We start from the raw sequence: 12,679 nt of genomic DNA, 5'->3' as shown, positions 1-12,679 counted from the left end.
GCTGCGCCTTCAGTCTTGACGTAAATTACTTCACGCGAGATACGTATTCGCCGGAGCGGGTATCTACTTTGATCACTTCACCAGTCTGTACGAACAGTGGAACTTTAACCACTGCACCGGTGGACAGCGTAGCTGGCTTGCCGCCAGTACCTGCGGTATCACCTTTCAGACCTGGGTCGGTTTCAACGATTTCCAGCTCTACGAAGTTTGGTGGGGTAACAGCGATAGGCTGGCCGTTCCACAGGGTCACGATGCACTCAGCCTGGTCCAGCAGCCATTTTTCGCTATCGCCAATCGCTTTAGCATCCGCAGACAGCTGCTCGAACGTTTCGTTGTTCATGAAGTGCCAGAACTCACCGTCGTTGTACAGGTAAGTCAGGTTCATATCGACAACATCAGCGCCTTCAGCGGAGTCAGTAGACTTGAAGGTTTTCTCAACACGGGTACCGGTCAGCAGGCGACGCAGCTTAACGCGCGCGAATGCCTGGCCTTTACCTGGTTTAACGAATTCGCTGGCTTCAACCGCGTACGGTTCGCCGTCCATCATGATTTTAAGACCAGCACGAAAATCGTTGCTATAGTACGTTGCCATAAGGCCCTCTAAATTTGTTAACTGGTAGCTAAGCCACAAAATGGCGCATATTGTAACCCTAAACACCCCGTCCAGAGAAGATTGGTTATCGCAACTTGCCGATGTAATCACCAGTCCTGATGAATTGCTGCGTCTGTTAGACCTCGATCAGCACCCAGAGTTGCTTGCAGGCCGCGAGGCTAAGCGACTTTTTGCCCTGCGTGTTCCCCGCGCGTTTGTTGCCCGTATGGAGAAAGGAAACCCTGACGATCCATTATTAAAACAAACGCTTACTGCGCAGGAAGAGTTTATATCGGCGCCAGGATACAGCACCGATCCTCTGGAAGAGCAGAACAGTGTGGTACCGGGTTTACTGCACAAATATCTCAACCGTGCTCTTCTGCTGGTGAAAGGCGGTTGCGCGGTAAACTGCCGTTATTGTTTCCGTCGCCACTTCCCGTATGCCGAAAATCAGGGTAATAAACGCAACTGGCAGGTCGCCCTGGACTATATCGCCGCCCATCCGGAATTGGATGAGATCATTTTTTCAGGTGGCGATCCGCTGATGGCAAAAGATCATGAACTGGACTGGCTGTTGACCCAGCTTGAAGCCATTCCACACATCAAGCGTTTGCGCATCCACAGCCGTTTACCGATTGTTATTCCGGCACGCATCACGGACGGTCTGGTATCTCGCCTTGAGCAGTCTCGTTTACAGGTTCTGCTGGTGAACCATATCAACCATGCGAATGAAATCGATGAGGCATTCCGTGCGGCGATGGCGCGTCTGCGCAAAGCGGGTGTGACGCTGTTGAACCAGAGCGTGTTGCTGCGCGGTGTGAATGATAATGCCCGGGTTCTGGCGGAGCTCAGTAATGCGTTATTCGATGCGGGCGTGATGCCCTACTACCTGCACGTACTGGATCGTGTGCAAGGCGCGGCGCATTTCATGGTCACGGATGAAGAGGCCCGGCAGATTATGCGCGAACTGTTAACGCTGATTTCAGGCTATATGGTGCCGAAGCTGGCGCGAGAGATTGGCGGTGAGCCGAGTAAGACGCCGCTGGATTTGCAACTGCGGCAACAATAACGGCAGGTGGCGCTACGCTTATCCGCCCGGTGGGGTTGGGCGCAGCGCCATCAGCAATGTAGATCAGTTAGGGCACTTATAGACCTGGCCATTCATCTGGCTGGCCGTTGGCACGAAGCTGGACAACATCCCTTGCGACGGGCTGCTCACACCGTAAATCACGTTGCCACCCATCTCTGCAGCCTGGTTACGCAGCGCGTTAGCGGCACCGCGCATAGATCCACCTTCTTCACCGTGCTGACCCGACATCCAGTTGCTTTGCTCACCGGTTGCCGTGCCTAAAAACTGGCACTCGTTACCCGGCTTATCTTCAACAAAGCGAACGCCCTGACCTGCAGCAGACAGCTCATTGCTGGAGCTACAACCCGCCAGCAGCAATGCTGCTCCTACGATCCCTGCACAGACTTTTACGCGCATGTTATTCCTCGTTTTCAATAAGCTGGACAGCAGATGTTGTCCGTGTGTAAACCTTATACTAAAAAGATGACCAAAAGAAAAACCCCCGAGCATTTCTGCCCGGGGGTTTTTCTCATTCTAAGCGGTAAAGCGCACGATTACATCATGCCGCCCATACCACCCATGCCGCCCATACCCGCAGCACCTAAGTCAGGTGCGTCGCCTTTAGGCATGTCGGTCACCATGCACTCGGTAGTGATCATCAGACCCGCTACAGAGGCCGCGTACTGCAGTGCAGAACGGGTCACTTTGGTTGGATCCAGGATACCGAAGTCGATCATGTTGCCGTATTCTTCAGTTGCAGCGTTGTAACCGTAGTTACCTTCGCCCGCTTTCACCATGTTCGCAACCACGGATGGCTCTTCACCGGCGTTGGAAACGATCTGACGCAGTGGTGCTTCCATTGCGCGCAGCGCAACTTTGATACCCACGTTCTGATCTTCGTTCTGAGCAGTCAGGCCAGCCAGTTTAGCGGCAACACGCACCAGCGCGACACCACCACCAGCTACCACGCCTTCTTCTACTGCTGCACGGGTCGCGTGCAGAGCATCGTCAACGCGTGCTTTCTTCTCTTTCATTTCAACTTCAGTTGCCGCGCCCACTTTGATTACTGCCACGCCGCCTGCCAGTTTCGCTACGCGCTCCTGCAGTTTTTCACGGTCATAATCAGAGGTTGCTTCTTCAATCTGCTTACGGATCTGAGCAACACGGCCCTGAATAGCCGCTTCTTCACCCACGCCATCGATGATGGTGGTGGTGTCTTTGTTGATCACAACGCGTTTAGCCTGGCCCAGGTCTTCCAGGGTAGCTTTTTCCAGCTCCATACCGATCTCTTCAGAGATTACGGTACCGCCAGTCAGGGTAGCGATATCCTGCAGCATCGCTTTACGGCGGTCGCCGAAGCCAGGTGCTTTAACCGCAGCCACTTTCACGATGCCACGCATGGTGTTAACCACCAGGGTCGCCAGTGCTTCACCTTCAACGTCTTCAGCAATGATAACCAGCGGCTTGCCTGCTTTCGCAACGGCTTCCAGCACTGGCAGCATTTCACGGATGTTGGAGATTTTCTTGTCAGCCAGCAGGATGAATGGGCTTTCCAGCTCAACAGCGCCCGTTTCTGGCTTGTTGATGAAGTATGGGGACAGGTAACCGCGGTCGAACTGCATACCTTCAACCACGTCCAGTTCGTCTTCCAGACCGGTACCGTCTTCAACGGTGATCACGCCTTCTTTACCGACTTTGTCCATCGCTTCCGCGATCAGTTTACCTACGGTTTCGTCGGAGTTAGCGGAGATAGTACCAACCTGAGCAATCGCTTTAGAGTCGGAGCATGGAACGGACAGCGCTTTCAGCTCTTCAACCGCCGCAGTAACCGCTTTGTCGATACCGCGCTTCAGATCCATTGGGTTCATACCCGCAGCAACGGCTTTCAGACCTTCGGTGATGATAGCCTGTGCCAGTACGGTTGCGGTGGTGGTGCCGTCGCCTGCAGCGTCGTTCGCTTTAGAGGCAACTTCTTTCACCATCTGCGCGCCCATGTTTTCGAACTTGTCTTCCAGCTCGATTTCACGTGCTACAGAAACACCGTCTTTAGTGATGGTTGGCGCGCCGAAGGATTTATCCAGCACTACGTTACGGCCTTTCGGGCCCAGGGTCACTTTAACTGCATCTGCCAGTACGTTTACGCCGCGGAGCATTTTTACACGAGCGTCGTTACCGAATTTTACGTCTTTAGCTGCCATGTTCTTATTTCCTCAAATTCTCGTGCGTAAAATTACGCTTCAACAATTGCCAGAATGTCGCTTTCGGACATGATCAACACTTCTTCATTGTCGATCTTCTCGGATTTCACGCCGTAGCCATCGTTGAAAATTACGATGTCACCAACTTTAACGTCCAGTGGCTGCACAGTTCCGTTTTCCAGAATGCGGCCCTTACCGACAGCGATGATTTCGCCACGCGTTGATTTTGCTGCTGCAGAACCAGTCAGAACGATGCCGCCAGCAGACTTGGTTTCAACTTCTTTACGTTTGACGATCACACGATCATGTAACGGACGAATACTCATTGATAGCTCTCCTTTGAGAAAGTCATTATCAGTTATGGATGACGCCGGTCCGCACGCGGTTTTCCGACTAGTGCCCTGAGAGATGGGGATAGCTTTTTCCCCCTTCAAGGGGCAGACGAAAAAAAATTTGCGAAAGTGTTACCATCGCCTCTCTTTTGATCGTGGCAGGGCGATGTCAATGAGTGGACTAAAACAGGAGTTGGGACTGGCGCAGGGCGTGGGTCTGCTGTCGACCTCCTTGTTAGGTACGGGTGTGTTTGCGGTACCCGCGCTGGCAGCTCTGGTGGCCGGCAATAATAGCCTGTGGGCGTGGCCAGTGCTGATTGTGCTGGTGTTTCCGGTCGCGGTCGTGTTTGCCATCCTCGGACGGCATTTCCCCAGCGCGGGCGGCGTAGCGCACTTTGTCGGTATGGCGTTTGGTCCGCGACTGGAGCGGGTCACCGGCTGGCTATTTCTTTCTGTTATTCCCGTCGGTCTACCGGCAGCGTTGCATATCGCGACCGGTTTTGGCCAGGCGCTGTTTGGCTGGCATAACGAGCAACTGCTGCTGGCCGAGCTGGGTACGCTGGCCATCGTCTGGTGGGTCGGCTCACGGGGTGCCAGCTCGAGTGCCAACCTGCAAACCGTCGTTGCAATACTGATTGTGGCCCTCATTGTCGCCATCTGGTGGAAAGGGGATATTACGCTGAAGGAGATCCCCTTCCCCGCGGTAAGTGACGTCAACCATTCGCAGCTGTTCGCTGCGCTGTCGGTAATGTTCTGGTGTTTTGTCGGGCTGGAGGCGTTCGCCCATCTGGCCTCTGAGTTTAAACAACCGGAACGGGATTTCCCGCGCGCCCTGATGATTGGCCTGCTGTTAGCAGGTACCGTTTACTGGGCCTGTACCGTGCTGGTACTGCATTTCAACGCGTTCGCCGCGGATAAAGCGGCCGCTGCCTCGCTGCCGGGCATTGTGGTGCAACTGTTTGGTCTGAAAGCGCTGTGGGTCGCCTGTGTTATTGGCTATCTGGCCTGTTTCGCCAGCCTCAATATCTACATCCAGAGCTTTGCGCGTCTGGTGTGGTCGCAGGCGCTTGATAAACCAGAGAGCCGCCTTGCGCGCCTGTCTAAACGTCAGCTGCCGTTGAATGCGCTTAATACCGTGCTGGGCTGCTGCGTCTTGAGTTCGCTATGTATTTACGCGCTGAATATCAATCTTGATGCCCTGATCGTGTACGCCAACGGGATTTTCATCATGATCTACCTGCTGTGCATGCTGGCGGGTTGTCGTCTGCTGAAAGGTCGCTATAAAGCGCTGGCAGTGGTTGGTGGCGTGCTTTGCCTGCTGTTGCTGGCGATGGTGGGGTGGAAAAGCCTGTATGCGATTAGCATGCTGGCGGGGCTGTGGCTGTTTTTACCGAAACGCGGCACCCTGTAAAACAAAGCCCGGTCGCGATTCGCTTACCGGGCCTGGCCTCTTTTACCGATCGTCTTTATGGTCTAAACGGTCGCGCTGTTCATCTTTACGCTGATACTCCCCTTCGAAAGTATCACCCGGCCCTGTGCTGAATCCACCGCCCGGCATACGGCTAAAACGCAGATGCGGCAGTAGCTTCATGGTCAGGTGTTTTTGCACCGGCGGCAGAAGCAGCAGCAGGCCGAGGAAGTCAGTGAAGAATCCCGGCAGGATCAGCAGCAGGCCAGCAATAATCAGCGAGACGCTTTTGATCATCTCTGCGGCCGGGCTTTCGCCTGCGGCCATCTTCTGCTGCATTATCAGGAAATTTTTGAAACCCTGATTACGCACCAGCGACATGCCGATCACCGAAGTGAAAATCACCAGAATCAGCGTTAACAGGACACCCAATACATGGGCGACCTGGATAAAAATTGAAATCTCGATGTAAACATAGAGAAAGAAAGCAATAAATGGTATCCAGCGCACTGGCATCTCCTGTGTGGCAGGTGCCCTCAGGCCCCTGTCTGAATGTGTTCGCGAAACGCGTCTGTAAGAAATGGTGACGGTTAGCCAAAATTCAATCGGTTTGCACGGATATTTTTTCTGGAAATTTTAAAGCGGTGACTCATTTCACAGATTAATAATTATCATGGAATCGGGTCGATAATAAGTGATCCAGATTACGGCAATTCGCTATCATCAGCATATGATCTCGAACATCTGGCTGATTGAGGGAATAATCGTCGGTCAGAAAATATTCAAAACCACATAAATACTGTGTGTTTAGTACAATCCATCGGCAGCTTGAAAAGAAGGTTCACATGTTAAACAACATTCGTATCGAAGAAGACTTGTTGGGTACCAGGGAAGTTCCAGCGGATGCCTACTATGGTGTTCACACTCTGAGAGCGATTGAAAACTTCTACATCAGCAACAACAAAATCAGCGACATCCCTGAATTTGTACGTGGCATGGTGATGGTGAAAAAAGCCGCAGCACTGGCCAATAAAGAGCTGCAAACCATTCCGAAAAGCGCGGCAAATGCGATTATCGCTGCCTGCGATGAAGTGCTGAACAACGGCAAATGCATGGATCAGTTCCCGGTCGATGTCTATCAGGGCGGCGCGGGTACCTCCGTCAACATGAACACCAATGAAGTACTGGCAAACATCGGCCTGGAGCTGATGGGTCATCAGAAAGGTGAATACCAGTATCTGAATCCGAACGACCACGTTAATAAATGTCAATCCACTAACGACGCCTACCCAACCGGCTTCCGTATCGCGGTGTATGCCTCCGTGGTGAAACTGGTGGACGCCATTAATCAGCTGGGTGATGGCTTCCAGCGCAAAGCCGTTGAGTTCCAGGACATCCTGAAAATGGGTCGTACCCAGCTGCAGGACGCGGTTCCGATGACCCTCGGTCAGGAATTCCACGCGTTTAACGTGCTGCTTAACGAAGAAACTAAAAACCTGCTGCGCACCTCCGAGCTGCTGCTGGAAGTGAACCTGGGCGCAACCGCCATCGGCACGCGTCTGAATACGCCGGACGGTTACCAGCAGCTGGCGGTACAGAAGCTGGCTGAAGTCTCTAACCTGCCGGTTGTGCCTGCAGAAGATCTGATTGAAGCCACCTCCGACTGCGGCGCGTACGTTATGGTTCACAGCGCCCTGAAACGTCTGGCGGTGAAACTCTCCAAAATCTGTAATGACCTGCGCCTGCTCTCTTCCGGTCCACGCGCTGGTCTGAATGAAATCAACCTGCCAGAGCTGCAGGCCGGTTCGTCCATCATGCCGGCGAAAGTGAACCCGGTAGTGCCAGAAGTGGTGAACCAGGTCTGCTTTAAAGTCATCGGTAACGATACAACCGTGACCATGGCCTCTGAAGCCGGCCAGCTGCAGCTGAACGTCATGGAGCCGGTCATCGGCCAGGCAATGTTTGAATCCATCCACATTCTGACCAACGCCTGCTACAACCTGCTGGAGAAATGCGTTAACGGCATCACCGCGAACAAAGAAGTTTGTGAAGGGTATGTCTACAACTCTATCGGCATCGTCACCTACCTCAACCCGTTCATCGGCCACCATAACGGCGACATCGTCGGTAAGATTTGCGCCGAAACAGGTAAGAGCGTGCGTGAAGTCGTTCTGGAGCGTGGACTGTTGACCGAAGCCGAGCTGGACGATATCTTCTCGGCCCAGAACCTGATGCACCCGGCATACAAAGCGAAACGATATACCGATGAAAGCGAACAGTAGCAGTTCAGGCTAGGCTTCCTTAAGGCACGTCACTTGTGACGTGCCTTTTTTCTTTATAGGCGTTACCAAAATACAACAATTCAATATCAACTTGTTAATAAGCAAGGCAGGTCCTTATGTTTGGAGCAGAACTCGTCATCGTCCTGTTGGCGATTTATTTGGGAGCAAGACTCGGGGGTATCGGCATTGGTTTTGCCGGCGGTCTCGGGGTGCTCGTACTTACCCTTATCTTTCAGATTAAACCCGGCGCAATCCCTTTTGACGTTATCGAAATCATCATGGCGGTTATTGCCGCTATCGCAGCCATGCAAGTGGCAGGCGGTATGGACTACCTGGTGAGCCTGGCGGAGCGTATGTTACGCCGCCATCCAAAATACATTACCTTCCTTGCCCCGCTGGTGACGTGGTTTATGACCATTCTCGCCGGTACTGGCCACACCGCCTTCTCCACGCTGCCGGTCATTACCGAAGTGGCGAAAGAGCAGGGCATCCGTCCGTCTCGTCCACTCTCGATTGCCGTGGTCGCGTCCCAGATTGCGATTACCGCATCACCTATCTCCGCTGCGGTGGTCTTCTTCGCCGGTATCCTTGAGCCTATGGGCGTGAGTTACCTGACGCTGCTGGCCATCTGTATTCCGGTGACGCTGATTGCAGTGATGATCACCGCCGTGCTGTGTAACTTCCTCGGCGCCGAACTGAAAGACGATCCGGTTTATCAGGAGCGTCTGGCAAAAGGTGAAGTGAAACTGCGTGGTAGCCAGGTCTTCGAACTGAAGCCGCATGCAAAACGCTCTGTCTTGCTGTTCCTGATCGGTATCGTTGCGGTCATGTTCTACGCAACCGCCATCAGTGACACCGTGGGTCTGATCCAAAACCCGGTCCTGCCGCGTAACGAAGCGATTGTGGTATTCATGCTGACTATCGCTACGCTGATCAGCATCACCTGTAAAATCGACACCAGCGAAGTGCTCAACGCCAGCACCTTTAAATCCGGTATGAGCGCCTGCGTGTGTGTACTGGGTGTGGCCTGGCTTGGTGATACCTTCGTGAAAGCTCACATCAGCGATATCCAGACCGTTGCGGGCGACCTGCTGCACAACTATCCGTGGCTCCTGGCTGTGGTGCTGTTCTTTGCCGCAACCCTGCTTTACTCTCAGGCGGCCACCACCAAAGCCCTGATGCCTGCGGCGCTGATGCTGGGTGTTACCCCGCTGACGGCTATTGCCTCGTTTGCTGCCGTTTCTGCACTGTTCGTTTTACCCACCTACCCAACCCTGCTGGCGGCGGTTGAGATGGATGACACTGGCTCGACTCGCATCGGTAAGTACGTGTTTAACCATGCGTTCCTGATCCCGGGCGTGGTGGCTATCTCGCTGTGCGTGATCCTCGGCTTTATCATTGGCGGCATCGTGCTGTAAACAATGATGGGTTGTAAAAATAGTTAAAAACGGGCCGCTCTGCGGCCCGTTTCATTAATGACCAATAGCCTTGCGTGATATAGTGAAGACTTTCGTGATGAGGAGGTCGACTTGTGAACACGCCTGATGCTGTTGTTGTCCTTTGTACCGCCCCTGATGAAGCCTCTGCCCAGGATCTCGCCGCCAAAGTGCTGGCCGAAAAACTGGCAGCCTGCGTGACGCTCCTTCCTGGCGCCACCTCCCTTTACTACTGGGAAGGTAAACTGGAGCAGGAGTACGAAGTCCAGATGTTGCTCAAAACCAATCTGGCGAACCAGCAGGCACTCCTGGACTGCCTCAAATCTCATCATCCTTATCAAACCCCCGAACTGCTGGTATTGCCAGTGGTCCACGGCGACAACGATTATCTCTCATGGCTCAACGCTTCCTTACGCTGATCCTGCTGCTGTGCAGCACATCAGTTTTTGCCGGGTTATTTGACGCTCCCGGCCGTTCGAACGCTATTTCTGCCGACCAGGCCTTTGTTTTCGATTTTCAACAAGATCAGCATGACCTGAATCTTACCTGGCAGATAAAAGAGGGGTATTACCTCTATCGCAAGCAGGTCAGCATCACGCCTGCTCAGGCAAAGGTAGGCCCACTTCAGATGCCTGCGGGCGAGTGGCATGAAGACGAGTTTTTCGGTAAAAGTGAAATCTATCGCCAGCGGTTAAGCGTGCCCGTGGCGGTCAATCAGGCCGATAAAGGCGCCACCGTGACCGTCACGTATCAGGGCTGTGCCGACGCGGGCTTCTGCTATCCGCCGGAAACCAAAGTCATTCCGCTGAGCGAAGTTAAAGCGGCCGACAGTATGCCTGCGCCTCCCGCAGATGAGAGCGCCGGAATGAAGGACGACAGTCACACAGCGCTGCCCTTCTCCGCCTTGTGGGCTTTACTGATTGGTATCGGTATCGCCTTCACGCCGTGCGTGCTGCCCATGTATCCGCTTATCTCCGGGATTGTCCTAGGCGGTAAGCAACGCCTTTCAACCGCACGCGCCCTGCTGCTGGCCTTTATCTACGTGCAGGGTATGGCGTTGACCTACACCGCACTGGGCCTCGTGGTTGCTGCTGCCGGACTGCAGTTCCAGGCTGCACTTCAGCACCCTTATGTGCTGACTGGCCTGTCGATCGTATTTATTGTGCTGGCGCTGTCGATGTTTGGTTTGTTCAGCTTACAGCTGCCGTCCGCGTTGCAGACTCGCTTAACGCTGATGAGTAACCGTCAGCAGGGTGGCTCCCCGGGCGGCGTGTTCGTGATGGGTGCCATCGCCGGGTTGATTTGCTCACCGTGCACTACCGCGCCACTGAGCGCGATCCTGCTGTATATTGCCCAGAGCGGTAACCTGTGGCTCGGCGGTGGGACGTTGTATCTCTACGCGCTGGGAATGGGTCTGCCATTGATTCTGGTAACGGTATTTGGCAACCGTCTGCTGCCCAAGAGCGGCCCGTGGATGGAGACGGTGAAAACCGCGTTTGGTTTTGTCATTCTGGCGCTGCCGGTGTTCTTGCTCGAGCGTATTATCGGCGACGTCTGGGGGATGCGCCTGTGGGCAATGCTCGGTGTTGCTTTCTTCTGTTGGGCGTTTATCACAAGCCTGGCAGCGAAAAAGCCGTGGATGCGTCTTGTGCAAATCCTCCTGCTCGCCGCCGCGCTGGTGAGCGTACGGCCACTGCAGGACTGGGCATTTGGCACACCCGCGGGACAAACGCAGGCGCATTTGAACTTCATCCAGATAAAGAACGTGGATGAACTCAACAGCGCACTGGCGCAGGCGAAAGGCAAACCGGTCATGCTGGATCTGTATGCGGACTGGTGTGTCGCCTGTAAAGAATTCGAAAAGTACACGTTTAGCGATCCGCAGGTGCAAGGTGCGCTGAAAGAGACGGTTCTGCTCCAGGCAAACGTCACCGCCAACAGTACAGCGGATAAGGCACTGCTGAAGCAACTTAACGTGCTGGGTCTGCCAACCATTCTGTTCTTCAACGAACAGGGCCAGGAGCAGCCTGCACAGCGTGTAACCGGGTTTATGGACGCGACGGCATTCAGCGCGCATTTGCGCAATCGCCAACCGTAAACAACACTTGAAACGGGACAAACCGTTGGGAATAACGGAGGAGATAACCGTGCAACGCGAAGACGTACTGGGACAAGCCCTGCAATTACTTGAGATTCAAGGGATCGCCAGCACCACGCTTGAGATGGTAGCCGACCGTATTGATTATCCTCTGGATGAACTCATGCGCTTCTGGCCGGATAAAGAGGCGCTGCTTTACGATGCCCTGCGTTATCTCAGCCAGCAGGTTGATGTCTGGCGCAGGCAGCTGATGTTAAATGAAGAACTGACTGCGGAGCAAAAGCTGCTGGCGCGTTATACCGCCCTGAGCGAATGCGTAAGCAACAACCGTTATCCGGGTTGCCTGTTTATTGCCGCCTGCACCTTCTACCCTGACCCCGGCCATCCTATCCATCAACTGGCGGATCAGCAAAAGCGGGCGGCGCATGATTTCACGCACGAACTCCTGACCACGCTCGAAGTGGATGACCCGGCGATGGTCGCTAAGCAGATGGAGCTGGTACTGGAAGGTTGCCTGAGCCGCATGCTGGTAAACCGTAGCCAGGCCGATGTGGATACAGCACACCGTCTGGCCGAAGATATCCTGCGTTTTGCACAGTGTCGTATGGGTGGTGCGCTGACGTAATCTGTCTGAAGAATTTGACCTGTTCGGCGCGTAAACCGTCAGATTGCCGCAAAGTTAAGCAGTTGAACGGCTTTTCCCGAAATAGTGTTGACGATCAGGCGCGATTGCGGTTTAATGCGCTCCGTTGCCCGGATAGCTCAGTCGGTAGAGCAGGGGATTGAAAATCCCCGTGTCCTTGGTTCGATTCCGAGTCCGGGCACCACTATTTAAAGAACCCAGCCTATGGCTGGGTTTTTGCTTTTCTGCGTCTGATAAACTCTCCTGTAACCACTCTCTGGTCACATCCTCGTAAACCTGTTCCTGCAGTATTTCATGTCGCTTAAAGTGGTCCTGTGCACGCTAAATTCCGTACTGATCTGAAGTGTTTGGGGGATCCTGAAGAGAGATGATGGGGGTTGGGGTTACCGTATCGTGGCTTCGCCTTGTCTGGCGGCACTCTTTGGGGAATTCAGATGTGTATTTCGCGTCCCAAAGCAAAAAACCCCGCACCATACGGTACGGGGTTCTTTTAATTGATGCCTGGCAGTTCCCTACTCTCACATGGGGAGACCCCACACTACCATCGGCGCTACGGCGTTTCACTTCTGAGTTCGGCATGGGGTCAGGTGGGACCACCGCGCTAAAGCCGCCAGGCAAATT

General features: G+C 53.9%; 12 protein-coding genes, 1 tRNA gene and 1 rRNA gene. 8 read left to right on the top strand and 6 right to left on the bottom strand.

What is annotated here, in order from left to right; genetic code table 11:
* Positions 1-25 precede the first annotated feature (25 nt).
* Entirely contained in the window at positions 26-592 is a 567-nt protein-coding gene (efp, locus tag BJP35_RS02410; protein WP_014882207.1) for an elongation factor P, read from the bottom strand.
* 40 nt (positions 593-632) lie between these two features.
* Here efp and epmB point away from each other — a divergent pair, with 40 nt between their 5' ends.
* Positions 633-1,661, top strand: a complete 1,029-nt coding sequence (epmB, locus tag BJP35_RS02405; protein WP_086462885.1) for an EF-P beta-lysylation protein EpmB — start codon at positions 633-635, stop codon at positions 1,659-1,661.
* Between the two features lie 63 nt (positions 1,662-1,724).
* On the opposite strand, the gene BJP35_RS02400 is transcribed toward epmB, so the two are convergent.
* The 3 genes from BJP35_RS02400 to BJP35_RS02390 all read right to left on the bottom strand — a co-directional run bounded on the left by BJP35_RS02400 (position 1,725) and on the right by BJP35_RS02390 (position 4,185).
* Positions 1,725-2,078: a DUF4156 domain-containing protein gene (locus BJP35_RS02400; protein ID WP_020882965.1), complete on the bottom strand. Its 354-nt coding sequence runs from the start codon at positions 2,076-2,078 to the stop codon at positions 1,725-1,727.
* 137 nt (positions 2,079-2,215) lie between these two features.
* A complete protein-coding gene (gene groL / locus BJP35_RS02395; RefSeq protein WP_014168284.1) occupies positions 2,216-3,859 on the bottom strand; it encodes a chaperonin GroEL in 1,644 nt (547 codons plus the stop codon).
* Positions 3,860-3,891: 32 nt separating this feature from the next.
* Entirely contained in the window at positions 3,892-4,185 is a 294-nt protein-coding gene (locus tag BJP35_RS02390) for a co-chaperone GroES (protein ID WP_003855929.1), read from the bottom strand.
* 178 nt (positions 4,186-4,363) lie between these two features.
* On the opposite strand from BJP35_RS02390, the gene yjeH reads away from it, so the two are divergent.
* A complete protein-coding gene (gene yjeH, locus BJP35_RS02385) occupies positions 4,364-5,602 on the top strand; it encodes an L-methionine/branched-chain amino acid transporter (RefSeq protein WP_025206269.1) in 1,239 nt (412 codons plus the stop codon).
* A 42-nt stretch (positions 5,603-5,644) separates the two neighbouring features.
* On the opposite strand, the gene BJP35_RS02380 is transcribed toward yjeH, so the two are convergent.
* Positions 5,645-6,109 carry an FxsA family protein gene (locus BJP35_RS02380; RefSeq protein ID WP_032679407.1) on the bottom strand — a complete coding sequence of 155 codons (465 nt, stop codon included), beginning with the start codon at positions 6,107-6,109 and terminating at the stop codon, positions 5,645-5,647.
* Positions 6,110-6,444: 335 nt separating this feature from the next.
* Between BJP35_RS02380 and aspA the strand changes: the two genes are divergently transcribed.
* From aspA to BJP35_RS02345, 6 genes are all read left to right on the top strand, one after another.
* Entirely contained in the window at positions 6,445-7,881 is a 1,437-nt protein-coding gene (gene aspA / locus BJP35_RS02370) for an aspartate ammonia-lyase (RefSeq protein WP_020882968.1), read from the top strand.
* A gap of 116 nt (positions 7,882-7,997) precedes the next feature.
* Entirely contained in the window at positions 7,998-9,299 is a 1,302-nt protein-coding gene (locus BJP35_RS02365) for an anaerobic C4-dicarboxylate transporter (protein WP_006178930.1), read from the top strand.
* 113 nt (positions 9,300-9,412) lie between these two features.
* A complete protein-coding gene (cutA, locus tag BJP35_RS02360) occupies positions 9,413-9,736 on the top strand; it encodes a divalent cation tolerance protein CutA (RefSeq protein WP_014168278.1) in 324 nt (107 codons plus the stop codon).
* A complete protein-coding gene (locus tag BJP35_RS02355) occupies positions 9,712-11,415 on the top strand; it encodes a protein-disulfide reductase DsbD (RefSeq protein WP_086462884.1) in 1,704 nt (567 codons plus the stop codon). The genes cutA and BJP35_RS02355 overlap by 25 nt, the downstream gene beginning before the upstream one ends.
* Before the next feature lie 49 nt (positions 11,416-11,464).
* Positions 11,465-12,040, top strand: coding sequence for a transcriptional regulator (locus BJP35_RS02350; RefSeq protein WP_020882970.1), 576 nt, complete (start codon positions 11,465-11,467; stop codon positions 12,038-12,040).
* A 126-nt stretch (positions 12,041-12,166) separates the two neighbouring features.
* Positions 12,167-12,242, top strand: a tRNA-Phe gene (locus BJP35_RS02345).
* A gap of 315 nt (positions 12,243-12,557) precedes the next feature.
* Here the strand turns inward: BJP35_RS02345 and rrf are convergent.
* Positions 12,558-12,673, bottom strand: a 5S ribosomal RNA gene (gene rrf / locus BJP35_RS02340).
* Positions 12,674-12,679 lie beyond the last annotated feature (6 nt).

Origin of the sequence: Enterobacter sp. J49 (assembly GCF_002148625.1) — a bacterium.
GTDB lineage: Bacteria > Pseudomonadota > Gammaproteobacteria > Enterobacterales > Enterobacteriaceae > Enterobacter > Enterobacter ludwigii.
This window is presented reverse-complemented; position numbering and strand designations above follow the sequence as displayed.